This is a genomic window from Streptomyces sp. CA-135486 (genome assembly GCF_050936555.1).
Classification (GTDB): domain Bacteria; phylum Actinomycetota; class Actinomycetes; order Streptomycetales; family Streptomycetaceae; genus Streptomyces.
In genome coordinates this window covers 2,140,023-2,165,275 of sequence record NZ_JBNJMM010000002.1, presented here as the reverse complement: position 1 = coordinate 2,165,275, position 25,253 = coordinate 2,140,023, and the positions used below count along the sequence as shown (strand labels likewise).

General features: G+C 68.9%; 23 protein-coding genes and 2 pseudogenes. 6 read left to right on the top strand and 19 right to left on the bottom strand.

Going from position 1 to position 25,253, the window contains the following annotated elements; translation table 11 throughout:
• Positions 1-384: 384 nt before the first annotated feature.
• The 7 genes and pseudogenes from mmuM to ACQEVG_RS29240 form a co-directional block, all read right to left on the bottom strand.
• A complete protein-coding gene (gene mmuM, locus ACQEVG_RS29270) occupies positions 385-1,296 on the bottom strand; it encodes a homocysteine S-methyltransferase (protein WP_432989254.1) in 912 nt (303 codons plus the stop codon).
• A 5-nt stretch (positions 1,297-1,301) separates the two neighbouring features.
• Positions 1,302-2,225 (bottom strand): LLM class F420-dependent oxidoreductase, encoded by a 924-nt coding sequence (locus ACQEVG_RS29265; RefSeq protein WP_432989252.1) that lies wholly within the window; start codon positions 2,223-2,225, stop codon positions 1,302-1,304.
• A gap of 312 nt (positions 2,226-2,537) precedes the next feature.
• Positions 2,538-3,041: pseudogene (locus tag ACQEVG_RS29260) on the bottom strand (DUF6099 family protein); the annotation flags it as partial.
• A gap of 176 nt (positions 3,042-3,217) precedes the next feature.
• Complete coding sequence (locus tag ACQEVG_RS29255) at positions 3,218-3,550, bottom strand: nucleotide pyrophosphohydrolase (protein ID WP_432989250.1); 333 nt, start codon at positions 3,548-3,550, stop codon at positions 3,218-3,220.
• Entirely contained in the window at positions 3,547-4,758 is a 1,212-nt protein-coding gene (locus ACQEVG_RS29250; RefSeq protein ID WP_432989248.1) for an AAA family ATPase, read from the bottom strand. The genes ACQEVG_RS29255 and ACQEVG_RS29250 overlap by 4 nt, the downstream gene beginning before the upstream one ends.
• A gap of 56 nt (positions 4,759-4,814) precedes the next feature.
• A complete protein-coding gene (locus ACQEVG_RS29245) occupies positions 4,815-5,213 on the bottom strand; it encodes a cell division protein SepF (RefSeq protein ID WP_432989245.1) in 399 nt (132 codons plus the stop codon).
• 105 nt (positions 5,214-5,318) lie between these two features.
• Positions 5,319-5,750: a nuclear transport factor 2 family protein gene (locus ACQEVG_RS29240; RefSeq protein ID WP_432989243.1), complete on the bottom strand. Its 432-nt coding sequence runs from the start codon at positions 5,748-5,750 to the stop codon at positions 5,319-5,321.
• Between the two features lie 116 nt (positions 5,751-5,866).
• On the opposite strand from ACQEVG_RS29240, the gene ACQEVG_RS29235 reads away from it, so the two are divergent.
• From ACQEVG_RS29235 to ACQEVG_RS29220, 4 genes and pseudogenes are all read left to right on the top strand, one after another.
• On the top strand, positions 5,867-6,439 hold the full coding sequence (locus ACQEVG_RS29235) for a PadR family transcriptional regulator (RefSeq protein ID WP_432989241.1): 573 nt from the start codon (positions 5,867-5,869) through the stop codon (positions 6,437-6,439).
• Between the two features lie 132 nt (positions 6,440-6,571).
• Positions 6,572-6,736, top strand: a pseudogene (locus ACQEVG_RS29230) (amino acid permease); the annotation flags it as partial.
• Positions 6,709-6,876, top strand: a complete 168-nt coding sequence (locus tag ACQEVG_RS29225; RefSeq protein WP_432989239.1) for a hypothetical protein — start codon at positions 6,709-6,711, stop codon at positions 6,874-6,876. The pseudogene ACQEVG_RS29230 and the gene ACQEVG_RS29225, both read left to right, overlap by 28 nt.
• Positions 6,877-7,005: 129 nt before the next feature.
• Complete coding sequence (locus tag ACQEVG_RS29220; RefSeq protein ID WP_432989237.1) at positions 7,006-8,220, top strand: ROK family transcriptional regulator; 1,215 nt, start codon at positions 7,006-7,008, stop codon at positions 8,218-8,220.
• A gap of 123 nt (positions 8,221-8,343) precedes the next feature.
• Here the strand turns inward: ACQEVG_RS29220 and ACQEVG_RS29215 are convergent, their stop codons facing one another.
• Complete coding sequence (locus tag ACQEVG_RS29215) at positions 8,344-9,723, bottom strand: FAD-binding oxidoreductase (RefSeq protein ID WP_432989235.1); 1,380 nt, start codon at positions 9,721-9,723, stop codon at positions 8,344-8,346.
• Between the two features lie 142 nt (positions 9,724-9,865).
• Entirely contained in the window at positions 9,866-10,831 is a 966-nt protein-coding gene (locus ACQEVG_RS29210) for an antibiotic biosynthesis monooxygenase (RefSeq protein WP_432989233.1), read from the bottom strand.
• Between the two features lie 90 nt (positions 10,832-10,921).
• Here ACQEVG_RS29210 and ACQEVG_RS29205 point away from each other — a divergent pair, with 90 nt between their 5' ends.
• Positions 10,922-11,488 (top strand): nucleoside deaminase, encoded by a 567-nt coding sequence (locus ACQEVG_RS29205; RefSeq protein ID WP_432989231.1) that lies wholly within the window; start codon positions 10,922-10,924, stop codon positions 11,486-11,488.
• 85 nt (positions 11,489-11,573) lie between these two features.
• Here ACQEVG_RS29205 and ACQEVG_RS29200 read toward each other — a convergent pair whose 3' ends face one another.
• From ACQEVG_RS29200 to ACQEVG_RS29170, 7 genes are all read right to left on the bottom strand, one after another.
• The gene (locus tag ACQEVG_RS29200; protein WP_432989229.1) at positions 11,574-12,320 is read right to left on the bottom strand and encodes a thioesterase II family protein; all 747 of its coding nucleotides are present in this window, start codon (positions 12,318-12,320) and stop codon (positions 11,574-11,576) included.
• A 6-nt stretch (positions 12,321-12,326) separates the two neighbouring features.
• Positions 12,327-13,091, bottom strand: a complete 765-nt coding sequence (locus ACQEVG_RS29195; protein ID WP_432989227.1) for a thioesterase II family protein — start codon at positions 13,089-13,091, stop codon at positions 12,327-12,329.
• Positions 13,088-13,735: a 4'-phosphopantetheinyl transferase family protein gene (locus tag ACQEVG_RS29190; protein ID WP_432989225.1), complete on the bottom strand. Its 648-nt coding sequence runs from the start codon at positions 13,733-13,735 to the stop codon at positions 13,088-13,090. Before ACQEVG_RS29190 ends, ACQEVG_RS29195 begins: the two co-directional genes overlap by 4 nt.
• A gap of 1 nt (position 13,736) precedes the next feature.
• A complete protein-coding gene (locus ACQEVG_RS29185) occupies positions 13,737-15,257 on the bottom strand; it encodes an amino acid adenylation domain-containing protein (protein WP_432989223.1) in 1,521 nt (506 codons plus the stop codon).
• A 30-nt stretch (positions 15,258-15,287) separates the two neighbouring features.
• The gene (locus ACQEVG_RS29180) at positions 15,288-18,494 is read right to left on the bottom strand and encodes a non-ribosomal peptide synthetase (protein ID WP_432989221.1); all 3,207 of its coding nucleotides are present in this window, start codon (positions 18,492-18,494) and stop codon (positions 15,288-15,290) included.
• A gap of 11 nt (positions 18,495-18,505) precedes the next feature.
• Positions 18,506-18,775 carry a phosphopantetheine-binding protein gene (locus ACQEVG_RS29175; protein ID WP_432989219.1) on the bottom strand — a complete coding sequence of 90 codons (270 nt, stop codon included), beginning with the start codon at positions 18,773-18,775 and terminating at the stop codon, positions 18,506-18,508.
• A 74-nt stretch (positions 18,776-18,849) separates the two neighbouring features.
• Positions 18,850-19,767: a LysR family transcriptional regulator gene (locus ACQEVG_RS29170; RefSeq protein WP_432989217.1), complete on the bottom strand. Its 918-nt coding sequence runs from the start codon at positions 19,765-19,767 to the stop codon at positions 18,850-18,852.
• 212 nt (positions 19,768-19,979) lie between these two features.
• On the opposite strand from ACQEVG_RS29170, the gene ACQEVG_RS29165 reads away from it, so the two are divergent.
• Positions 19,980-20,174: a hypothetical protein gene (locus ACQEVG_RS29165; protein ID WP_432989215.1), complete on the top strand. Its 195-nt coding sequence runs from the start codon at positions 19,980-19,982 to the stop codon at positions 20,172-20,174.
• A 50-nt stretch (positions 20,175-20,224) separates the two neighbouring features.
• Here ACQEVG_RS29165 and ACQEVG_RS29160 read toward each other — a convergent pair whose 3' ends face one another.
• From ACQEVG_RS29160 to ACQEVG_RS29150, 3 genes are all read right to left on the bottom strand, one after another.
• On the bottom strand, positions 20,225-23,029 hold the full coding sequence (locus ACQEVG_RS29160; protein ID WP_432989213.1) for a BTAD domain-containing putative transcriptional regulator: 2,805 nt from the start codon (positions 23,027-23,029) through the stop codon (positions 20,225-20,227).
• A 242-nt stretch (positions 23,030-23,271) separates the two neighbouring features.
• Entirely contained in the window at positions 23,272-23,652 is a 381-nt protein-coding gene (locus ACQEVG_RS29155; protein WP_432989211.1) for a nuclear transport factor 2 family protein, read from the bottom strand.
• 3 nt (positions 23,653-23,655) lie between these two features.
• Positions 23,656-25,203, bottom strand: coding sequence for an AMP-binding protein (locus ACQEVG_RS29150; protein ID WP_432992991.1), 1,548 nt, complete (start codon positions 25,201-25,203; stop codon positions 23,656-23,658).
• Positions 25,204-25,253 lie beyond the last annotated feature (50 nt).

The following is a 25,253-nucleotide window of genomic DNA, read 5'->3' as shown; positions in this document are numbered from 1 at the left end:
GTCGGGCGTGGCGCCCATGACGTTTGGTCACAGAACAGACCTCTCGTGGGGGGTTGGCATGAGTGGGAAGCCTCGCGGGACACAGGTTCCGGCCCGGGCTCAACCAGAGTTTCGTCTGCCAACAGACCCCGTAACATTGGGGAAGACCCCACACCTTCGGCTGCCGCCCACGCCATCCGGCGCCTCGTAGTCCGTGACCCGGCGATGCTCCGGGGCAAGGGAGAGATCGACCAGCGTCAGGCCGCAAGCGTGACAGCGTCACGAACGGCGCCCGCCAAGTCTCCTGGTCCAGGAGACCCATGCCCTTGGCCATTCCCCCTGGACTGCTACACCGACCTCGTACGCCCGTCGGCCGGATTCACCCGTCCCGACCGGGGGATTTCGTCAGCCGCCGCCACCTGCGAGGGCCGCGGCGAGCTGCGCGATCTGCCCCGGTCCCACCCGGCAACAGCCGCCCACCAGTCGTGCTCCGGACGCCCGCCAGTCCCGCGCCCTCGCCAGGTCGTACGTGGCCCCGCCCCGCCACGCCCGCTCCTCCGAATCCCATCTCTCCCCGCTGTTGGGATAGACGACCACCGGCTTACCGGTCACCGCCGCCGCGAGCTCGACCGCGCGGTCCGCGTCACTCGGCTCGAAGCAGTTCATCCCGACCGCGATCACCTGGTCCTGGCCGGCGGCCAGGGCAAAAGCATCCGTCAGCTTCTGGCCGGCCCGGGTGCGTTCACCGGTGATGCTGTACGAGAGCCAGACCGGCACCCCGCACCCCTCGACCGCCCGCAGCAGCGCCTCCGCCTCGTCCGTGTCCGGCACCGTCTCCAGGGCGAGCACATCGGGACCGGCCGCGACAAGGGCCTCGATCCGCGGCCGGTGGAAGCGCTCCAGTTCCCGCACGGTCAGCCCGTACCGCCCGCGGTACTCGCTGCCGTCTGCGAGCATCGCTCCGTACGGCCCGATCGAGGCCGCGACCCACACCTCCTTCTCGCTCAGCTCCCCTGCGCTGCGGGCGAGTTCCACGCTGCGGGCGAGCAGTCGCGCGGCCTCTGGGGGCGCGACTCCGCGTCGCGCGAAACCCTCGAAGGTGGCCTGGTAGCTGGAGGTGATGAGCACCTGCGCACCCGCCCGCACATACGCCGCGTGGGCCGCCTCGATCTGGCGTGGATCATCGGCGAGCAGCCGCGCCGACCAGAGCGCGTCGGACAGCTCGCAGCCCTGCGCCTCCAGCTGGTTGGAGAGACCGCCGTCGAGGACGACCGTCCCTTCGGAGAGGGCGGTGGCGAGGGCACGGGCGGGGCGCATGGCGATCAGCTCAGCTGGGACTGGACCTGAGAGGAGATCAGATCCAGGTGGTCGAGGTCGTCGAGGTCCAGGACCTGGAGGTAGATCCGGGACGCTCCGATGGCGCCGTACCGGCCGATCTTGTCGACCACTTCATCGGGCGAGCCGGCCAGCCCGTTCGCCTTGAGTTCGTCCACCTCCCGTCCGATCGCGGCCGCGCGACGCGCCACCTCTGCGTCGTCCTTGCCCACGCAGACCACCAGGGCGTTGGAGTACACCAGGTCGTCCGCGCCACGCCCGGCCGCCTCCGCGGCGGCGCGGACCCGGCCGAACTGCCGCTCGCTGTCCCCGATCGAGGCGAACGGGATGTTGAACTCGTCCGCGTACTGCGCGGCCAGCCGCGGGGTGCGGGTCGCTCCGTGCCCGCCGATCAGCACCGGCACCTTGCCGTTGACGGGCTTCGGCAGGGCGGGCGAGTCGGTCAGCTGGTAGTACGCGCCCTCGTGCGAGAAGGTCGTGCCGATCTCGGTGGCCCACAGCCCGGTGACGATCGCCAGCTGCTCCTCCAGCCGGGCGACCTTCTCCTTCGGGAACGGGATGCCGTACGCCTTGTGCTCCTCCTCGAACCAGCCCGCGCCAAGCCCCAGCTCGACCCGGCCGCCCGACATCTGGTCGACCTGTGCGACCTGGATGGCCAGCACGCCCGGCAGCCGGAACGTGCCGGCGGTCATCAGCGTGCCGAGGCGGATCCGCTTGGTCTCACGGGCCAGCCCGGCCAGGGTGATCCAGGCGTCGGTCGGCCCGGGCAGCCCGTCCGCCGACCCCATGGCGACATAGTGGTCGGAGCGGAAGAAGGCAGAGAAACCGAGGTCCTCGGTGGCCTTGGCAACGGTCAGCAGGGTGGCGTAGCTCGCCCCTTGCTGGGGCTCGGTGAAGATTCGAAGATCCATGCATCCATCCTGCACCTTCGAACTGCTGTCAATCCCGCCGTCGCCGCCCGGCCGGCACCTGCCCGGTCGGGTGAAAGCTCCGTCGACCCGGTGGGGCGCGCCCGACCCCGCCGGTGACTGGCTCGCGGCACCGGTCGCCGGATCGGGCGGAGCCGGAGCGCCCGGCCCGCGGTCCGGCGGGCGCTTGGAACTCTTTCGAGGTCATGACGGCCCCGCCGCCAAGTCCACAGCGTCCATCGAGGGAGCCGAGTCGGCCGAGTCGGACAGCTCTCTCCGGGACAGCTCGGGCACCTCCAGCGCCTCCGGCACGTCCGGCGGCCTCGTCACGACCACCGGACCCGCCGAGCCCCGGATCGGACGAGGCGGCCTCTCCGCGTCCCGCGCCGCGAGCCGCCGCAGCATCCCCCGCACCCGGTCACTCGACTCGTCGGCGGCGTCTATGGCCTCGATGCACTGCCAGTACAGCCCCTCCTCGTCCGTCGCACACGCGACCCCGACCAGGGCGATCCCCACTTCCCCCAGCAGCACGCTCAGCCCGAGCAACGTCCCCCGCTCATCCGCCACTTGGGACAGCTGCGCGGCTCTGACCCCGCCGCTGCGCACCATCGGGTGGTCGAGCACCCCGCACCCGCGTCCTCCGATCTCGCTCAGCCCTCGCGCCTCGCCTCTGAGCTCCGGCGGCCCGTGCGCCGCCAGTCTGTCTCCGATCGCCTGCGCGAGGGCCTGTGCCTGCCAGGCCTCCGCCACGATCTCCGGCACCGCCCGGCTCTGCGCCAAGGCATGCCGACTGACTCCGATCAGCCGCTCCGCATCCATGTACGCGCCCCCGTTCGTACGACTTACTGCCCACCCAGTTATTACCCAGAGTGAAGGCGCTTGAGCCTAAACTCCAGGGGAATTCGGAAATCTGTGGACAGGAAGCTCAGTGTGGATAACTCGGCAACTCCATAGAGTGACGAACACATGGGCGGCGATCACCGGGCCGCCGGAAGTCACTGCGCCGGGAACCGGATCTCGTTCCGGTCGATCTTGTCGGAGAGCGCCGCCAGGACGTCGATCCCGAGCACCTCGCAGAACTGCAGCAGATACGCCAGCACGTCCGCGACCTCGTCCCGCACCCGGTGCGCGGACTCCCCCTTGTCCATCACCCGCGCCGACTGCTCCGGGGTCAACCACTGGAAGATCTCCACCAGTTCGGAGGCCTCGACGCTCAGCGCCACCGCCAGATTCTTCGGCGTGTGGTACGGCTGCCAGCCACGTGCCGCCGCGAACTCGGCCAGCCGGGCCTGCAACGCCGCCACATCCAGTCCGTCTTCTCTCGTCACGCCACCAGGTCTACCACCGTCACGCCGTCCACTCCGCGCGCGTACGCCGCATCGGCCACCGCCCCCACCAGCCGGATATGGCCCCGGGCACAGATCTCCGCGCCCAGCGAGAGAAGTTGGCGCACCTGTCGCGGGTCCAGGCAGCGGTCGAACCCGTCGGCGAGCACGGTGAGGGCCTGGTATGCCTCCGGCACCTCGGCCGCGCGGTCCATGGCCAGCACACCCGGCCCGGTGAGCAGCACGAGCGCGAGTGCCAGATATCTCAACTCACCCTCACCGAGCCGACCCACGGGTGTCGCCACCCGCTCACCGCCCCTGCCGAGCAGCGCCCGGACCCTTCCGTCGGACAGCTCCTCGACGTCCAGGTCCTCGACCGGGCCCGCGCAGCCCACCCGCGCCGCCGCGGCCAGCCGCGCATGCCGCTTGGCGCACTGACTCCGCGTCCGGTGCAGCACCTCGGCGAGGTTGTCGCAGCCGCGCCTCAGCCGCCCCTCCCCCGCTGCGACCGGCTCGCGCATGCGGTGCGGCTGCGGGTCGCAGGCGAAGACCGATCGCAGCGCCACGACCACCTGCTCGGCGGCCGCCAGCACATGCAACTGCCCCTGCGTCTTGCCGGCCACGCGCAGCGGCAGCAGGGCCGTGCCCAGCCGGTTGTCGGGCAGCGGCGCCCGTGTCACGGCCACGGCCCCGGCCGTGTGCCAGGCCGCCTGCACCGACGAACGTCCGGGATCGCGCAGCGCCGTGGTCAGCAGGGTCTGCCCGCCACTGGTCAACCGCTCCCCGACGACGCGAAGTTCGGGTTCCGCCTGTACGGCGAGGTCGAGCTGTACGGGCCCGGCGGGGCCGTCGACGGTGCAGCCGATCCGGAATCCCCGCCGCCCCTGCCGGTCGGCCTCCGCCCACTCCGGCACGCATGCCGCGGGGTCCGGGAAGACCGACTCCAGCTCATCGCCCGCGCCCAGGCGCGCCAGCGCTTCGTACGCCTGCAGTGCACTCGATTTGCCGCTGCCGCTCGCCCCCGCGAACAACGTCAGCGGACCGAGCGGGAAGACCGCGCCCCGGTGCGTCCTGAAGGCGGAGAGCCGCAGTTCGGTGACTGCGGGGCGGGCGCCGTTCGCCCCATGGTGGGGGGCGTTCGCCCCGTGGAGGGTGGTATTCGCCCCGTGGAGGGGGGTGCTCACGCCGTGGAGGGGGGTGCTTTGGTCCATGAGCCGGACGGTACGCAGCGCGAAATACGCCGAACCGTTCCGCCTCCACGACCTTCCTACGAATGGGGGACGGCGGCCGCCGCGATCCCCTCGACCTCGGTACCGACCGGCGCGAGCAGGAAGACATTCCGGTCGACCCGGTGCATCCCGCTGCCCAGGCCGAAGACGACACCACTGCTGAAGTCCAGGATGCGCTTGGCGACTTCGGCGTCGGCGCCGGTGAGGTCGAGGAGCACCGGGATCTGGGCGATGAGGTACTCGGCGACCTCGCGCGCGTCGGCGAAGACCTGCACCTTCAGCACGACGAAACGACGCTGCTCGACCGCCGCACAGTCCTCCGGGACGGTGCGGTGATCGACCCGCGACGGCCACTCGTTTCGACTGCGCAGCGGGACGACCTGGGCCAGGCCCTCCCACTGCTCGTCGGTGACGTCGTACCTCTCGTACCTACTCATGCGCACCATCCTCGCGCTCCTCACCCGTTCGGCCCAACAGCGACACGGGCGAGTCGGCCACAGATCGTGCGCGCGAGCCGGCGGCCCGCGGCGGACTGGGGACGATCAGCCCGCGGCGGGGCCGGGGACGAGGCCGTCGGCGACCAGGCCCGCGAGGACCGCCTCGCCCAGCGCATGGACCGCGGACTGGGGGCGCACCATCACGGTGAACTCCTTGATCCGGCCCGTCTCGTCGAACTGGAGCAGGTCGATGCCGTGGATCTGCTTGCCGTTGACGGCGGCCCTGAAGAGCAGGATCTCGGAGGGGGCCTCCTCGCCGTCCGTGCTGGTCTCGGCCGTGCCCTGGAACTGCCCTACGTAGCGGAAGTCCTCGAAGGTGCGCAGCAGTACGCCGAAGAGGCCGAGCACCATCGGCCTGCCCTCGAACGGGGTGAACTTCACCGGGCTGTAGAGGCGCACATCCTCGGTGAACAGGTCGTCCAGCTCGCCGAGATCCTGCTTTTCCACGGCCGCGCGGAAGCGTTCGGCAGTGTCCATGACTCCTCCTGATGCAGTCGCCTGATGCACTCTGACGGGACCCTCATACTCATGAATCTGACTAGTCACTTTATTGAGTATCATGGGCGCCGAGACCAAGGGAAGGGGTTGCTGCGATGGCCTTGCGACATGCCGTACTCGCGGCGCTGCTGGACGGCGAGTACAGCGGATACCAACTGGCCAAGGCGTTCGACGTCGGCGTTGCGAACTTCTGGCACGCGCTGCCCCAGCAGCTGTACGCCGAGCTCACCAGACTGGAGAAGGAAGGTCTTGTCGCAGGCCGGCAGGTGGTGCAGGAAACACGGCCCAACAAGCGCCTGTTCACGGTCACCGATGCAGGGCTCGCCGAGCTGGAGCAGTTCGCCACCGCCGCGTCGAAGCCCTCCTTCATCCGGGACGACCTGCTCGTGAAAGTGCAGGCCGCCGACCGCATCGGCACCGGTCCCGTGATCGAGCAGCTCGAGGAGCGCGCATCCGTCGCCGAGGGCAAGATCGAGCTCTTCGGCAAGCTGCTGCGGCAGATGCGGGGCGAGGCGGACGAGGACGAATTCCTGCGCCGCGGCAGGCGGATCGGGCCGTATCTGACCTGTCTGCGCGGTCTGGCGTTCGAGAAGGACAACCGCGACTGGTGCCGGCGGATCGCCGCGGTACTGAGGGAACGGCAGTCGGACCGCACCGCCCGGACCTGACGCGTACGAGACGAACGGCCTCGGGGTACTACCCGGGCGCTCGCCGTTCGAACACCACATCCGTGCCGTGTCCAACGCCGTGGCCACCGCTCTCAGCAGCACCGCGTCCTCCTTACGACGCCGCACGCGACACTCCATCCGCTGCCGAGTGTCGTCGCGCTCGTCGGCCGGCTGGTCATCTACGGATACGCCGACAAGAACTCCCCCGGCCGCCACCTCATCGAATGGTCGCTGGCCTGGCTGGTGCTCGGCTGCGTGGCCTTCGTGGTGTGGGCACGGTACGAGAAGGTGCCGCCACGGGAGACGACGCCGTCGCGGTCTCCACCGCGTGGGGCACCGGCTCCGGCCGTGAACTCCCGCCCGTGGAGCGGGACATGGACACCTGGAACCGCGTCACCTCGGTCCTCGGCCGGGCCACCCCCGCGCTGCTCGTCTGAAAGCCGGCACATCGAGCCCGCCCGCCGTCTCTCCCTTCCTCCACCTCATATGCCAACCCCTTGTCGAACTCCGCCCCGCCGTCATAGCCTTTTCGCCCCGCAGGGCCACGGGGACAGAGGGGGAGTTCGGTGAAGCGCACGTCCCGTGACATCCGCACCGCCAATCGCTATGCGGTGCTGCGGCGGATCATCGCCCACTCCCCCACCTCCCGGCCGGAGTTGGCGGCGGCCACCGGCCTGAGTCCGGCCACCGTCGCCACGCTCGTCGGGGAGCTGCTGGAGCTCGGCATGCTCACCGAGGCCGGTTTCGAGGAGTCGGCCGGCGGCCGGCCGCGTGGCCTCGTCGCCGCCAATGCGTCGGGCGGCACGCTCATCGGCGTCGACATCGCCGAGACATACGTCCACGCCGAACTCTTCGACCTGGGGCTGACGGTGCTGGCCCGCGCGGAGGAGCCGGTGCGCCCCGGTGAGCGGACACCGAAGCAGGTGGTCGCACAGGTCGCGGCGGCCGTCGGCTCGGTGGTCGCGCAGGCCGGCGCGAACGGCGCCCGGGTGCTGGGCGTCGGCGTCAGCATGCCGGGCCAGGTGGACCGCGAAAACGGTGTCCTGGTGCACGCGACGAACTGGGGCTGGCACGACGTACCCCTGCTCGAGCTGCTCGCCGGCTGCATCGCCTACCCACTCCACCTCGACAATCCGCTGCACGCGTGCACGACGGCGGAGCTCTGGTTCGGCGCCGCCCGCGGCCGCGGTGACACCGTGGTGGTCAATCTCGGCACCGGAGTGGGCGCCGGGCTCGCCCTGGGCGGAGCGCTGCACCGGGGAGTGAGCAACAACGCGGGCGAGTGGGGCCACACCACACTCGTCCTGGACGGGCGGCCGTGCCACTGCGGCAACCGCGGCTGCGTCGAGACGTATGTCGGGGCGCCCGGCATCATGCGCGATCTGCGTGAGCGGGGCACGCAGGGCCCGCTGCTGCACCCGGACGAGGAGACGGCGACCATCGACGCACTGGCGCGGGGCGTCGCCGAGGGCGATCCGGTCGCGGTCGACGTCGTACGGGAGACCGCGCGCCGTCTCGGCGTCGCGATCGCCGCCCTCGTAAACCTTCTCAACCCCGAGGTGATCGTGCTGAGCAGCTGGGTCGCGCGGCGGCTGGGCGAGCCGCTGCTCGCCGGGGTGCGCGAGGCGGTGGCGCGGCACGCGCTCGGGCGCCCCGCCTCCGCCGTCGAGATCGTACTGTCGCCCATTCCCACTGACCCGGTGTGTCTCGGCGCGGCCACCTTCGCGCTGGAGGGGGCGCTCGCCTCGGCCGTGGCAGCGGGCGGCCGCCACTTCGTCTGACTCCTTTCCGAAGTGTTGGGCGAACAGGAACGTCGCGCCCTGCAAGGCCAGTTCATGAACTGTCCAAGGAGACCGACGTCCATCTCGTATGAGATCGCCGTACCAGGGCACTGATTCCGCCCCTCAAGGCGTCAGGTATGAGTGGAAGACACCCTCCGGGTCGTACCGCGTCCTCAGGGCCTGCAGCCGCTGCCAGTCGCTCGTCGTAAAAGAGCGCTCGGCGCGGGTCGCACTGGCGGTGAGGTCGGCCTCGGCGATGTAGTGCCCCGTCCCGAGCGGCTCCACGGCGCTCATCGCCTCGCGCAGCCAACGGGTGTTGACGTCATCCTTCGCAGGGTCGTCCCAGATGGCGTAGGGCACGACATAGCTCTCGCCGAGCACCGAGAACGCCATGTCGCGCAGCAGCTCCTCGTCGTGCGACGCGGGTGATACGGGTGCCAGGACAAGGGACTTGTCGGACGGGGCACTGTCGACCGCGCCGCTGAGCCTGGACAACAGCGTCCCGAAGTCCGCATCCGACCACAGAGTGTCGGCCGCGTAGCGGTTCTCCGCGGGCCACAGGTCGCTGGAAGCCTCGTAGAGGGCGGCGGGGGACGTCGGCTCGTACGCCTCCCGGAACAGGGCATGGTCGGCGAAGGGGCAGTTCTGGAGCGGCCTGAGAGCCTGGACGGCCTGGTCGCGCGAATCCGCGAAAGCGGTCGCGGCGACGATGATCACCTTTGGCCGCGGCCTCTTTTTCGTCATGTGCGGGGCCGCGGTGGCGAGTACGAGAGTCAGTTCCACGGCCGGATCGAGTTCCTTCGCGGTCTCGGTGGCCCAGTTCGACACCTCTTCGACGTACGCGAGGGGAAAGGCACAGGTGGACGACATGATTGCCCCGGAAAGCCGGTGCAGCCGAAGGCGAAACCCGGTGACGACGGCGAAGAAACCCGGACCCGCGCCACGCGCCGCCCAGAACAGGTCGGGATTCTCGTCCTCGCTGCACCGGACCACTTCACCGTCCGCCGTCACGGCTTCCAGCTCGTAAACGCTCCGACAAGCCGGCCCCAGTGCACCGGAATTCCACCCGAGACCACCACTGAGGAGATATCCGCCGACGGCGACCGACCCACAATGCCCCGTGGGAAAGCTGAGTCCGCGCGCGACGAGTTCCGCAGCGAGTTCACCGCCGGTGACAGCGGGCCGCACGGAAGCCGTCATGGAAGCGACATCGATGTCGCACCGCCGGAGACGGGAGAGGTCGATGAGCATGCCGTCGGTGCGGAGGGAGGACCCGCACCAGCTGTGCCCGCCCGCCCGTACCGCGACGCGGAGTCCGCGGGAACGGGCCAGCCCGATGGCCTCGGGAACATCTCGCTCCGAGGCGGCCCGGACGATCACCTCCGGAAATCGCTCGGGCTTGAGCCCGTTCCACACCATGCTTGCCCGGACGGCTTCGTAGTCGGCGTCGCCTCGCTGGACCAGCGCCCCCTCAATACCTCGGGCCTGCCCGTGTTCGCGCATCGTGGACTCCCGGACTTGCACAAGCTACGGCTGAGGATGAAGCTGAAGATCCGGTGTGAAATACCGCAGCGCGCAAGCGGAGACATCCCCAGTTTACCCGCCGCCCCGAAATCTCGCGGCCTGGTGAACGCCGCCCCGGTGCCTAACCCGTCGTGAGGCCGAAGATGGTGATGAGCACCAGGCAGCACACCGCCACCACCGCGGCGCCCGCCACATGGACGCGGACGGAACGCGCCCGACCGGGCAGCAGCCAGAAGGCCAGCGTTCGGTTGACCAGCGGCATCAGCACCCAAGTCAGGATGCTGACACTCAGTACGTTGCTGATGAACAGAGCCAGATACCCGGGCATTCCCCAGCTGTTGAACCAGTCACCGACCGTCAGGTTCAGGACCATCACCGTGGGATACAGGGCCAGCACCACGGACATGGCCTGTTTCCAGTTGGGCGGAACACCTTCATCCGCGCCCTCGCCGAAGCGGAACCAGCCGCCGAACGCAGACCCGATCTTGCGCACGTCGTACGACCGGAAGTAGTCGTTCCCTTCTTCCAGAAGCTTTTCGCGGACCTCGGACCCCAGCCATCCATCGAGGTGTTCCCGCGTGTCGAAGCGGAAGGCGACCACCCACCGGTCCTGAACGCCCTCCACGGGCTTGAACATCTCCGAGCCCATGAAGCCGGGTTCCTTCTCCTGCGCTTTGAGGATCTTGTCCTGCCAGCGCATGAAATCCCGCTCCCGCCCCGGCAGCACATCGTGCGAGATGACCGCCGTGACGACATCCTCAGCCGGCGTCCCTCCGGCGAGCACCTCTTGCGTCGGGGTCCCGTCGAACAACGGGCGCCCCTCATCGAGGAGTTGTCGGCGCACACCCGATTCTAGCCACGCGGTCAGCTGATGGATACCGGCGAAGCGGAAGACGACGACCCACTCGTTCTCGTCGCCCGAGGCCGGCGGGTACAGCTCCGTGCCCTGGAAACCGTCAAAGCGTCGCACGACCTCGTTGGTCTTGTCCTGCCAGCGCTTGTAGTCGTCGTCCCGGCCGGCCCGGACCTTCTGGGAGGTCACGACCGTAGCGCTGCCGCCCGAGTCACGGCTTGCACGGGTACTCATACGGAGTAGTCTAGATCGAAAGGGAGTTACCGGACAAATGGGGGAAATCTCACCGGTTCCGCACCGGCCAGTGCACGGGAGGATTCTGAGATGGGACACAAGGAGTTCATGGCCGAAGCGGTTCGGCTGGCCACAGAGTCCGTGGAGAACGGCTGGGGCGGGCCGTTCGGTGCGGTGATCACCCATGACGGTGAGATCATCGCCCGCGGGCAGAATCGCGTCCTCCTCACCGCCGACCCGACCGCGCACGGCGAAGTGGAAGCCATCCGCAAGGCCGTTCAGCTGGTCAATCCCGAGGCGCCCTCCATCTCCGAGGAGCATCAGAACGAGTCCACCCTGAAGTTGGTGCCTCGCCCCGAGGGCTCCCCCGACGTGGTGCCGGAGCGCGCTCGCATGCTGCTGGGGTGCGCCATCTACACCAGCGGTGCCCCGTGCCCGATGTGCATGAGCGCCATCTACTGGTCCCGGATAGACACCGTCTACTACAGCTGCGACTGGAAGGCGACTCAGGAGATCGGCTTCGACGACGCCTTCCAGTACGAGGACTTCGCAAAGCCTCCGGAGGACCGGAGTATCACCCTCGAGCAGCTCCACCCCGAGCTGGGTGCCACGTCCTACGCGGCCTGGGCGAACAAGCCGAACAGGCACCCGTACTGACGCACAGCCAGGTGCAGTTCGACAACACCGAGGGCCGGATGCATGAACCGCATCCGGCCCTCGGCACATCCCGATGACCCGGCGGTCACTGCGGGGACCTGAGGGCGTCATTGAGGGTGTTGAGTACCTGGGTCTCGTGGTCGCGGAAGTAGAAGTGGTCGCCGGGGAAGGACCGGACGGTGATCGGCTCGATGGTGTGCTGCTGCCAGGCGGCCAGCTGCCCTTGGGACACCCGGTCGCCATTCCCGGCGAAGACGGTCAGCGGCACCGGCAGAGGTGTGCAGGGCCGATGGTGATGCGTCTCAGCAAGCCGCAGGTCCGAGCGAAGGGGGTTCACTATCAGGGCTCGAATCTGCGGTGAGCCGAGAATCTCGCGAGGGATGCCACCGTGCCGGCGTGCGACGGCTTGAAGGAGCTGGTCGTCCGGCAAGGTGTGCAGATGCCTCGTCGACCGGGGCAGATGAGGAGCGGGGAAGGCGGACACGATGAGGTCTTGCGGCAGCCGCCGACCGGCATCCCGCAGCGCCCTGGTGACCTCGTATGCGATGAGGGCACCCAGGCTGTGCCCGAAGAAGGCGTACGGCCGTGCCAGGGGAACGTCGGCGAGAAAGTCGGTTACGAGCCGGTCGATACTGGTGGCGTGGGGTTCCTGATGGCGGCTTCCGCGACCGGGCAGTTGGACGATGTGGAGCTCGGCGTCCGGTAGCTGCGCAGCCCACCGGAGGTACTCGACGGGGTTTCCGCCTGCGTGCGGGAAGCAGTACAGCTGCAGTGCGTCGGCCCGCGACGGAGTGCCGAGCAGCCAGGAGCGGACGGGGGTGGTGGTCGGCATGTGAGGTCAGCTCTCTCCCCGTGTGCCGGTCAGGATGCGGTGCGAGAGGTCGGCGATGAGCTGGGGCGCGGCGTCCTGCACATAGAAATGTCCGCCGGGGAAGGGCATGGCGGCCGTGGATCGGACCGAATAGCGTTCCCACTCGTCGATCCAGGTGGCGGCGTCCTCGTCAGCGGTGCCGTAGTAGGCGGTGAGCGGGATGTCGAGCGGCGGAGTGTCCGCCGGCCGGTAGGTTTCGATGAGCTGGTAGTCGGCGCGGAAGGCAGGCAGCAGCAGCTCCCTGAACTCCGGTTCGGCAAGGAGTGCGCTCTCGGCGGCCCCCATGTCCAGCACGTCGGCGACGATGGCGTCGTCGCCCTGAAGGTGGACGTCGCGTTTTCCGATCCGGTGAGGTGGCGCGATACCGCTCACGAACAGGCCCGCCGGACGCACCCCAAAGGTGTTCAACAGCACGCGGGCGGCCTCATATCCGATGGCGGCGCCCATGCTGTGCCCGAACAGCCACAGCGGTTGGTCACAGAGGGGCGCGAGGACGGCGGCCAGGCGCTGGGACATGTCGTGCATGTCAGTGATGACAGGGTCCCCAAAGCGTTCCTGGCGGCCGGGGTAGCAGACGGCCACTGTTTCGATCCGCGCGTCCAGGTGCTGGGGCCAGTCCCGGAAGAAGGAAGGGGATCCGCCGGCGTGGGGCAGGCACACCAGCCGCGCCTGCGTCGGCTTTCCGTGCTGTCGGGCGGCCGGAAAGGTCTGCAGCCATCGCTGCTCGTTCACCTGAATTCTCCTTTCGTGATGCTGCTGAAGGCACAGCTCAGGGGCAGCGGTGAGCGTTTGCGCAAGCTCACCCACTGATACGGGCCCCACGTCCCGCGCGCCGTGCCGCACGGGACATCGAGCGTGAAGGTGGCGTCGGCCAGGCCGGTGCCGAGGGCCTTGCCGCATGCCTCCTTGACGGTCCAGATCCAGGCGAACTCGGTGGCTCTGCGGTGCGGCGGCAGAGCGGTGAGCTCCTGCTGCCGGTTGGGTGTGCACCAGCGCAGCAGTGGATCCGCCAGCTCCGAGGGCGGAGGCTGTACGTCGATGCCCACGGCCCGGTCGAGTGCGACGCACGCGGCGTAGGCACCGTTGCTGTGGCTGACGCTGATGCCGATGCGGGGATGGTCGAGGAGCACCGGGCGGCCGGACGGTTCGTACTCGACGGCGGCGGTGGCGGCTTCGGGGAATCGCTCGGACAGCAGAGCGCGCAACAGGCCACGTGCGCCCAGCCGGTCGATGCGCCTCCGTGTGGGCAGGCGCATCGCATCGGCACGGTCGCGCGTGGTGAGGAGGCCGGTGCCGGACGGTGCGTACGTCAGGGCGGCCCAGACGCCGGGCCCCGCTTCGATGCGCAGCGGGGACCCGGCAGGTCTGGGGCCCATGTCACTTGCTCGCGCCGGCCAGCACCCTGGCCCGGTCGACCTTGCCGGTTACTCCCAGCGGCAGTTCGCCGTGCACCTTGATCTCGGCGGGGACCATGTAGACCGGCAGGGTCTTGCCGAGGGCGACGCGCAGAGCCGAGCGGAAGGCGGCCGGCGCATCCTGGTCCGCCGGATCCTGCGGGACCACGTGGGCGATCAGCCGGTCGCCGCCTCCGGGACGCTGCTCGACGCCCACGACGGCGGTGCGCACCTCGTCGAGGTTGCGGAGAGCGACCTCGATTTCCTCGAGTTCGATACGGAAGCCGCGGATCTTCACCTGCCGGTCGGCGCGGCCGAGGAAGAGCAACTCACCGTCCTCGACGGCGACCAGGTCGCCCGTACGGTAGTAGACGCCGTCGCGGCCGGGGATTTCGACGAAGCGCTGTTCCGTGAGGTCGGGTCGTCCGAGGTAGCCCTCCGCCACGCAGTGGCCACCGAGGTACAGCTCGCCGCTCTCGCCGTCGGCGACCTCCTCGCCCGCGGTGTTCAGTACGACGGAGAGGTGGCCCGGAAGGCAGTGCCCGATCGGGACCCGGTCGCCGTCCCAGCCCTGCTCGATCCAGTACAGGGTGGCGGTGACGATCGTCTCGGTCGGCCCGTAGGTGTTGCATACGGGCAGTGAGCCGAGCGGCCCGTTGGCCCAACGGCGTACGACACCGGGGTTCACGGCCTCGCCGCCGAAGATGATGCCGCGGAGGGAGCCGAGTGAAGCGATGTCGTTGTCGGTCAGCTCCTCACCGAAAAAGGTCTCGAAATAGGCGGTGGTGCAGGAGATATAGGTGACCTGGTGCGCCCGTACCCGCTCGAAGAGCTGCTGGCCGGTCCACAGGGACGGACCGCGCAGCAGCACGGTGCCGCCGCCGGCCATCGGTGCCCACATCTCTTCGACGGCCGCGTCGAAGCTCGGTGACGCGAAGGAGAGCAGAACGTCGTCCGAAGTGAGACGGTATGCCTCCAGCGTGCCCAGCAGATGGACGGCCAGGCCGTGATGGCCGACCGCTACGCCCTTGGGCAGGCCGGTGGAGCCCGATGTGTAGATGAGATAGGCGCGGTCGGCGGCGGAAGCACGGTGGGCGCGCAGGCGCTCCTCCCGGCCGGCGTCCGCAGTTGGAGGTTCAAGGGTGACTCGCTCACGGGGCAGGTCGGTCTCAACGCCGTTGTTGCCGGTCTCGAGTACCACCCTGGCGCCGGTGTCGTCGAGGACGTACCGGATGCGCTCGGCGGGCAGTCGGGGGTCGATGGGAACCCAGGCGGCACCTGCCAGCCAGGCGCCGAGCGCGGCGGTCATGAACTCCGCGTTGCCCGGCCCCACCAGGGCGACCGTCTCGCCGCGGGTGCAGCCGCGGGCCCGCAGCCGGTCGGCCACGTCATGCGCCCCGTCCCACAACTGCTGGTAGGTGACACGGTCGTTGCCGCACAGGAGAGCGGTCTTGTCGGGATGGCGCTGGACGTTCGTCTCGATCAGGTCGATGACCGTGGTCATGTGTTGCTCCGCTGTCTGTGGGGATGGAGGTCAGTGGCCACCGCTGGCGGCATCGCCCGGCCGGGTGCCCGGCGCGTCCATGTGGTCGGCCAACGCGCGGATGGTCGGCGCCCGGAAGAACTCGACGACCGGGACGCGCGTGCCGGTGCTTTTTTCCACTGCCGTGAGCAGTCGCAGCACGTCGAAGGAGTTGCCGCCGAGCAGGAAGAACGACTCGTCGGGGCCGGCCGGTTCGTGTCCGAGCAGCTGCGTCCACAGGTCCCGGACCAGTGCTTCGCCCGGTGTCGGCTCCCAGGCGGCGGGCCCGGCTGCCTCGGCCGAGGCGAACTCGCCGGCGGTGAAGCGCCGAAGGAGCGTCGTCCGGTCGATCTTGCCGTTGTCGGTCAGTGGCATGGCGTCGATCGTCAGGACATGCCGGGGGATCATGTACGTGGGCAGCTCCTGCTGGAGCGCGCCGCGCAGCTCCCGCACATCCACATCTCGGCCCGGTGTGCTCAGGACGAAGAGGCAGAGCGCTGCCTGTTCACCGGTGCCGTGGACGGCGGCGGCCGCGGCCTTGACCATCGGCAGCTTCTCGGACGCGGTCTCGAGCTCACCGAGTTCGATGCGGTGGCCGCGCAACTTGACCTGGGAGTCCCGGCGGCCGAGGAATTGGAGGGTGCCGTCCTCCGTGAGCAGCGCGAGGTCACCGGTCCGGTACATGCGTCCTGTCCGGTGAGGTGCGGTCAGGAAGGCGGCCGCGGTGCGCTCGGGGTCGTTGACATAGCCGTCTGCGGGGCAGATACCGCCGAAGTACAGCTCCCCGACGGCGCCGGGCGGCACCTCACGGCCCGCTCGGTCGAGCAGGTAGGTATCGACTCCTGGCAGCGGGCGACCGATCGGAACGTGAGAGGGGCGCTCGGCGGGGCCGCCGTGCAGCACGTGGTACGTCACGGCGTGGGTCTCGGTCGGGCCGTACAGATTGATCAGCGTCAGCTGGTCATGTGCGTCAAGCAGCCGTCGGGAGCGGCTGTCCAGGTGCAGTTGCTCGCCCGATACGCAGATGAAGCTGACGGATTCCAGTGTGTGGCCGGCGTCGTTGACCGCTTCGGCGAAGGCACCGAGGACGGCGACGGGCAGATATACGTGGCTCAGGCGCTGCTCTTCGACCAGGGCTGCGACCCGGCTGAGGTCGCGACGGTCGACGGAGCCGAGCCCGTGGACGGTGCCGCCGGCGGCGAGCGTCGGAAAGATCTCCTGGTAGGACACGTCGAAGCCGAGCGGCGCGAACTGCAGGAACCGGGTGTCCGATCCCATGCGAAGTTCGTCGATCTGCCAGTACAGCAGATTGACCAGGGCCGGCTGCCCCATGAGAACGCCCTTGGGGCGCCCGGTCGAGCCGGACGTGAACATGATGTAGACGGGATCGGTTCCATCGGGCAGTGACGGGGGCTGCGCGGCGCCGCCGGCCTCCTCGAGTGCGGTGACCGTCGTCCGCTCGGGCTCGTCGGGCACCACGGTGCGGGTACCAATGACGAAGGTGCAGCCCGAGTGGCTGATCATGTAGCTCAGACGGTCTGCCGGGAGGGTGGTGTCGACCGGCAGGTAGCCCGCGCCGCACCACAGGATGGCGAGCATGGACACCACCGTGTCCGCGAGGGCGTCCGGCACCACGGCAACCACGTCGCCGCGTCGCACGCCGCGGCTGTGCAGTCCGGCCGCCGCCCGGGCGGTGCGAGCCGCGAGTTCCTGGTACGTCAGGCTGAATCCGGAGGCGTCAGTGACCGCGAGCTGCTCCGGGTGCCGGCGAGCGGCGTCGAGTATCAGGCCGAGCAGTCCCCCTTCGCCGTGGGTGCGCGTCTGATCACTGCGCCTGAAATCCGGGACCGTGCGGGTGTCGAGGCCGGCCAGCAGCTCTGTGAGGGGAGTGCGGGGGCTGTCGGCGGCCCGCAGCAGCAGCTGCCGGTACTCCGCGAGGAAACGTTCGGCGTACGAGGCGGGGAGCAGGTCCTTGTCGTATTCGAGCTCGATGAGCAGACCGTCCTCCACAGGTGTCGCGCCGAGCCAGAGGTCGAAGCGGGCGGCCTGCTGGGAAACGAACTCGACCTTCCCCTGGAGGCCGGGGGTGAGGTCGAGCCGGGTGTTCAGCTCGTCCTGCATCGCGAACATGCACTGGAAGAGCGGGTTGCGGTTGGTGGTGCGCTCGGGAGCGACTTCTGAGACCAGCGCGTCGAAGGGGATCGCCTGGTAGCGCTTGGCCTCACGTACGACGTCGGAGACTTCGGCGCAGTGCGCGTCGAACGGCACGTCACGGGCGGGCAGGACGAGTGGCAGCGTATTGACGAAGAAGCCGCACAGGTCATGGGAAGCGATCGTGCGGCGGGTGGAGAAGGGGCTTCCGACGATGACCCGCTCCTGGCCGGAGTAATCGCCCAGCAGCGCCGAGTAGCAGGCGAGCAGGACGCAGAAGGGGGTCGTCGCGAGCTCCCGCGCGGTGCGTTCGACGAGGCGTCGCTCCTCGGCGTCGAGCAGCACATTGAGGTCTCCGCCGGCGAATGACGTGTTCACCGGTCGAGTGGGCGTCTGGTAGAGCGTCGTCGCCGGTACGCCGGCAAGTTCCGCGGCGAGCTTTTTGACCTCGCCCGCTTCGATCGCGGCGTCCGTCGCCCTGACCTGCGCGGCGAGTTCAAGGGCGAGGTGCCGCTCACGCTCGGCGGGTTCCGGTGTGCCGGTCGCGGAAGCGGAACCACCGGAGGCGAGCCGGTATCCGTCGCGGAGCTCGTCGAGGAAGGCGCTCATGGAGACACCGTCGCTGACCGAGTGGTGGATATTGCACAGGAGGGCGCTGCGGCCTTGCCCCTGCAGCAGCTTGAAGCGGCACAGGGGTGCGGTCCGCAGGTCCACGGCAAGAGAGGCGAAGCGCTTGCTCTCCTCGTCCACCAGCAGCTTCCAGTCGGATTCCGCGGCACTGGTCGCGCTCACTTCGAGGGGCACGTCGGCGGGTTCGGTGATGCGTGCTCGGGGCCCACCGCCGGCAAAGGCGAACTCCGTGCGCAGCGTGGGCTGGATATGCAGCAGCCGCTTCAGCGCCTGGCGAAGGGCATCCTGGTCCACCTCGCCGTCGAAGGTGATCCGGAAGCTGATGTTGTAGAGGTCCTTGCGCTCCATGGCCTCCTGGATGAAGAGGAGGCTGCGTTGCGATGCCGTGACCGGAAGGTCCACGGTCTCTTTCACGATGTCGATGTCCTTGGTGCGCACTTCCCGCTCCCTCAGTTCCAGTCCTCGACGAAGGCGGCCAGGTCCGCGACCGTGATGACGTCGGCGAGCTGGTAGGGGTCGATTTCCTGGGCGGGGTCGATGGCGAGGTCGCCCAGGATGCGCAGCAGCAGGAGGGAATCGATGCCCAGGGCCGCCAGTTCCGTCTGGGGAGTAAGGGATTGCTCGCCCACCCGCTTGGTGATCGCGGCGTGCACCCGCTCGGTGATGTGCGGCACGGGGTCCGTGGGCTGGGGCTGCGTTGCGGCAGGGGTGACTGTCATGAGCCAGGGCCTTCCTTGGGTACTGGAGAGGGAGAGGGGCAAGAAGCCCCCGCGAACGTCGACGGAGGTGGGGTCTAGCCGGCCGCGAGCAGCGGGTCGTCGAGGTGCTCGGCGGCCACGTCCAGGGCGGCGGCCACCAAGGCGTCCAGCGCGGCGTTGGAGCTGCTCGTCCTGCGGCGGACGACCTGAGTGAAGGTCTCGAAGGGGGGTGCCCAGTCGATGGTCGCCAGCGTCCCGTCGGCGAGCTCCCGCTCGACCGAGACCAGAGGCATGAACGCCATGCCGATGCCCAGGGCGACACTGCGCTTGGCCGCGTCTATCGAGTCCAGCTCGAAGACGCGGGGGCGATCCGATCCGTCCAGGAGCCCGATGGCCTGCTCGAACTGGTGCTGGTAGCCGGCCCGGCTGTCGGCGCGGATGATCGGCGTACCGCGGAGGTCCTCGTCGGGAACTGCGCTGCGGCCCACCAGAAGGTGTCCTGGGTTCCCCACCAGGACCAGCGGTTCCGGACACAGCACCTGGGTGTCGAGGCCCTCGTGCTCCTCGGGTGAGCCGACGATGAACGCGCAGTCGAGGCGGCCGTCGCGGACGGCTGCGACGGCGTCGGTGCCGGCTCCCGCGTGCAGGGAGACCTGCACCTTCGGGTAGCGGCGGTAGAGGTACTCGACCATGGGCAGGAGCCGGTAGCTCGTCAGGCTCTCGACGGTTCCGACGTCCACGCAACCATGTGGCTCGCCGTCGGAGCTGATCGCCTGGCGAGCGCGACCGGTGAGCGAGATGATCTCCCGTGCATACGGCAGGAGTTGCCGTCCGGCGGGGGTGGGTCGCACGCCACCGGGCAGGCGTTCGAGCAGCGTGACGCCGAGCCCCTGCTCCAGCGACTTCACGCGGGTGGTGATCGTCGGCTGGGACAGGCTCAGTCGGGCGGCAGCTCTGGTGAAGCTTCCGATTTCGACAACGGCCACGAATGCATCGAGTTGAGGAGTGTCCACGGTCCAACCTCCTCTGGTACAGGACGGGACTGCTTTGACAGCTCGTCATCCTGTGCCCGGGTCCTACTCCTTCTCTACTGGCCGAGCCTTGGCCAAAGCGCTGCTGTGAGAAGCCATGAGGTGCCTGGTGAGAGCCGATGAGTAGTGGGGGTCCTTACCGTCCTCGGCAGATGGACACGAACCCCCTACACCGCAGCAAGGAGCCTCACACCGTGCGAAAGATCCTTTTCAGCAGCGCCGCCGTTCTGATCACCGCCGCCGTGGCCGTCACCTCGTTCGAGGCCGGCACCGTGCACTCCGAGGCGAGCCGGGGCTCGGCCACGGCAGCCGACACCCCGTGGCCCACCCCTGTCGCTCCGGTCGGCGTCACGAGCGACACCCCGTGGCCGCGCGCCGGGCAGCACTGACATGCGGCTCGGGCCCTCGCACCGGCCCGGCGTCGTGGCAGGGGGCCGGATCAGCCGCTCGGGCACCCCAGATTGAGTTCGAACCGGGCCAGCTGGGCGGTGTGCTCAGCCTCCAATTGGGCCAGCTCCAGGCGGGCTTCCGCGGCCCCCACCCGATCCATGATCCGTTCCCTGATGCCCACCACATCGTGCAACAGGCTCTGCGCGACACTGATCCGACCCAACCGGGCGTTGACCATGCCCAACCGGTGCAGTATCCGCGACTCGCCCGCGATGTCTCCGCGCGAGCGCACCAGGTCGAGCACATCCCGCAGCAGGTCCTCGGCCTCCTGGTAGCGGCCGCGGCGCTGCATGAGGTCGCTGAGCACCAGCCGTACCTGGCCTTCGGTGCGGCGACTGCGGGTCGACCGGCAGATCTCCAGCGCCTCGTCGAGCAGCTCTTCCGCGTCATCGAGGCGTCCCTCGTCCAGGGCGAGGCGAGCGAGATGCGCCAGCACGTTCGTCTGACCCACATGGTCGTCGACGGCGCGGAAGTCCGCGACCGCCTGCCGGTGCAGCCCGAGCGCAGTGTGCGAGTCACCCTGCCGCTGGGCGAGCAGGGCCAGATTCCGCCGGGCCAGCGCGAGACCGTGGGTGTCCTGCAGGCGGGTGAACGACTCCAGAGCAGGCTGGAGCGCCTGCCGGGCGGCGCTGAGCTGAGACCTGCTCAAGTACAGGGAGCCCACCGAGCACATGACTGCCGCGCAGCCGCGGTCCAGTCCCGCCGTGCGAGCTGCGCGAAGGGCCCGCTGGTGGGTCTCCTGCCATTCGTCGAAGTAGCAGCGCGACTCGAAGATCGTCACCAGTGTGACGGCGAGATCCCAGCACGCCTCAGCCTGTCCGGTCTCCGCGGCCAGGTCCACGGCCTGGCAGAGGTTTACCCGTTCAGCCTCCAGCCAGGCCAGCGGGTCCCGCAGCAGACGGTCCACATGTACGTCGGACAGGTGCCAGCGCGGCGCATCGCCGTGCAGGACGGTGAAGTCGCCTCCGTACAGTCGGCGGTGGGCTTCCTCCGCGAGGGCCAGCCAGCCGCCGACCAGGCGAGTGAGCGCGGGTGCCGTCTCGTCGGCCTCTCGGGGCCGCTCCAGCTCTTCGCGCGCGAACAGCTGCACCAGCGAGTGCAGTTTGTAACGCGGGCCGCCCGACGTCCCCGTGCCCACGATCTCGAGCATCTGGGCATCCACCAGGGATTCGAGCAGATCGTCCGCACGGAACAGATCGGTGTCCAGCAGCGCGGCCGCTGCCCAGGTGGGGATGGAGCCGCCTTCCAGCACGCTCAGCAGACGAAGCAGCCGCCGGCCGTCCTCGGTCAGTCCGTCGTAGGTCAGCGCAAGGCTGGAGCGAATGACAAGCTCGCCATGTGCGAGTTCGTCCAGTCGGCGCCGTTCGTCGGAGAGCCGGTCGAGCATCCACACCAGCGACCAGTTGGGGCGCGCCGCCAGCCGCGCGGCGATGATGCGCAGCGCCAGGGGCAACTGCCCGACCATCCGTACCAGTTCGGCCGCCGCATCGGCTTCGGCTGCCACCCGCTCCTCGCCGACGACCGCGGCGAGCATCTCGATCGACTCGTCGATATCCAGCACGTCCACATACAGGAACCGCGCACCGGGCAGGCCGGTCATCCGCGAACGGCCGGTGACCATCACCGATGAGTTGCCGGTGCCGGGCAGCAGCCTGCGTACCTGCTGGGCCTCGGAAGCATTGTCGAGGACGATGAGCATCCGTTTACTGGCCAGGAGATTGCGGTACATCTCGGCCCGTTCGTCGACGGTTCCGGGTATCTGGGAGCCAGGGATGCCCAATGCGCGAAGAAAGCGGCCCAGCACATCGAGAGCCGCGGTCGGCGAGGGCTGTGTACCACCCAGGTCGCAGTAGAGCTGACCGTCGGGGAACTGCCGCATCAGCCGGTGTCCGACATGCACGGCGAGTGTGCTCTTGCCGACGCCCGACGGCCCGGCGAGCACGGCCACGGGCGTGGGCCGCCCCTCGCCTCCCGCCAGGAGCAGGCTCTGTGCGGTGTCGACGAGTTGGGCCCGCCCGGTGAAGTCGGCGATGTCGGGTGGCAGCTGAAAGGGGGCCGCCGTCTCGAACGGCTCGGGAGCCCCGGCCCCGGCCGCCGGGGCCGGGGGCCGGGCCGTGCCTGCCGGAAGGTGCAGGACTCGGTCCCCGGCGAGGATCGCGGATTCGAGCCGTCTGAGGTCGTCGCCCGGCTCGATGCCGAGCTGTTCGACGAGGATCACCCGGCCGGAGCGGAAAACCTCCAGCGCCTCGGCCTGCCTGCCCGAGCGGTACAGGGCAAGCATCAGCTGGCCGCGCAGTCCTTCACGTAACGGGTACTTCGATACGAGTGCGTTGAGTTCAGGAATGATCTTGGCGTGCCGGCCCAGCTGGAGTTCCAGGTCGATGTGAGTCTCGAGGTTGATGAGCCGGTGCTCGTCGAGCTGAGCCGCCATCGACTGGAGTTTGTGGCTCTTGGTCCCGCTCAGCGCGGGGCCGCGCCACAGTTCGTCCGCACGCCGGGTGAGGGCTGCCGCCTCTTCGATCCCACCCTCGTCGGCCAGGGAGTATGCCTGCTTGCGCAGGCCGGCGAAGAGCGTGGCGTCCAGCTGGTCCCCGGACACCTTGATGAGGTACCCGGGCTCCTGCGTGACGAGTTGGGATTCCTCACCGATCGCCGCGAGGTTGGTCCGCAGCGCTGATACGCATGTCTGAATCTGAGCGCGCGCCGTGGGTGGAGGGTCATCACCCCAGATCGCGTCGACCAGGCTCTCGGTGCTGACTATCCGGTTTGCTTCGAGAAGCAGCGCACTGAGCACAACCTGCTGTCTGCCACGAGGGATCCGGCACACCTGACCGCCCTCGCCGATTATCTCCAGTGGCCCAAGAATGCGGAATGTTGGGTTACCCGGCCTTTCCGGCATTGGCGTGTCTCCCCCTTGACCCCCGAGCAAGCGTTCGCTTGATCGTTAAGCTAACACGGGGGTCGGGCAACAGCGGTCGTGAGCGGGCACTTTTCGGACGGGCAGAGTGCTGGTTCCGGTTTGCCGGATGTAAAGACCTAGCGTGTAGGGCACACGGAAGCGTACGTCTTCCGGGAGGCTATGAGGCCACGGGGCGAAACGGTGAAGATGTCGGCGAAATCCACCCCTTGCACCGAGTCTGCCTGCCGATAGAAGACGCCTGTCGCGACAATCCGCCCCTGACCAGCCCACAGATCCTCGAGCGAGTAACTGACCCGTCTGCGTCTTTCCGTCGAAATCACGGCGGCGCGCCCTTTTGCGATCACCTCGTCCGGCACGCTCACTGTGACGTCGTCTTCGAGTAGGGATGCGAACGCATCGTAGTCGCGGGCATTGAGATAGGCGTAGCTCAAATACACATGCTCGACGGGCGCCGACTGTGGCCAGTCAACCGTTGCCGCTTCGGACTTCTCTCGCACGGCTCAGCCGCCTTCGGTAAATCGGAATGCCAGGCTCCGACGGTCGACCTTGCCGTTTTCAGTGACGGGCAGCTCGGCAAGGAAGTGAATCTCGTCGGGAACCATGTAGGACTGCAGCGCCTGGCCGCAGAAGGCCGTCAGCCGGCCGTCTTCCGGTGAGTCCGCCCCGGCCCGTGCCACCACAGCCGCGGCGAGTACCGGTTCGGCCCCCGGCCGTTCGAGCAGCAGAACCGCGGCCCCGGCCACATCGGGGTGCTCGAGCAGCCTGCGCTCCACCTCCCCCAGCTCCACCCGGTTGCCGCGGATCTGCACCTGGGAGTCGACTCGGCCGCAGAAGTACAGCTCGCCGTGCGGCCCTCGATAGGCGAGGTCACCGGTCTTCAGCACCAGCTGGCCCGAGCGTGGTTCGGCCGGATCGGGCACTCGCGCGGCCGCGGAAGCCTTCGGATCGTCCCAGTAGCCGGTGAAGAGGGCCGGGGTGCGCAGATGAATCTCCCCCGGTACCTCTTCCTGCTCGATGAGATGGCCAGAGTCGTCGACAAGCAGCATCTCGGCGCCCGGGTGGGCGTACCCGATGGACAGCTTCTCAAGGCCGGCCGGAAGCGGCCGCGGCACATCCGTGAAGGAACAAGCCATGGATTCCGTCGCCCCGTAGCAGTTGATCAGCCTTGCCTGCGGAAGGAGCTCCTGCAGCTGCCGCAGCTCGGGCAGCGGGAAGCCCTCCCCGCAGAAGAGCACTCCGCGCACGTCCTTGAGTGCGGCCACCGTGTCCGGCAGATGCTTCAGTGACTGCCGCCAGATCGACGGCACCCCGTTGACCTGTGTGGCCCCGGTGTCGGCGAGTACCCGCAGAAAACGGGTGGGCCATCGCATCAGCTTGCGTGGCACGGGCGCCACGGCCGCGCCGCTGCCCAGCGCGAGACCGATGTCCAGCAGCGAGAAGTCGAACTGCAGGGGCGAGGTGGTCGCCACCCGGTCCTGCGGTCCGACGATGCCGTGGGAGAGCATCCCGCGGTAGAAGGACGTCACCGCACGGTGGCTCATCACCACGCCCTTGGGCCGGCCTGTCGTACCCGAGGTGAAGATCATGTACGCGGTGTCGGTCGGGCACAGCTCTCGGCGGCGCCGGGTACGCGGAGGCGGCAGCCGGTCCAGCGCCAGCCTGCCGGCGCCGAACCTCCCCGTCCCGGTGGGCCCGGGGATTCCCTCCCGTTTTCCGCCCTCAGCCTGTACGTGCAGCGAAGCACCGGTGGTCTCAATAATCGTATGCAGTCGCTGGTCAGGGGTTTCCGGACTGACCGGCACGAAAGGCAGCCCCAGCGTCGAGCAGGCCAGCAGCATCGCGATGGCATGGGCTGAGGTGTCGGACTCCAGGATCACTCGGTCGCCGATGTCGAGGCCGAGCGAGTCGAGGGCGAGCGCATACCCGCGGGTCAGCTCGTCGAGCTGGTGATAGCTGACTGTCTGTACGTCGTCATTGGCCACGAACTCGACGACGGCCGGGCTGTCGGGCATGGTGGCCGCCGCGGCGAGCAGGTAGGAGTGCAGCATCTCCTCCTGCGCCGGCGGGCGCGCGACGGCGGTTTCGGCAAACGTGGTCA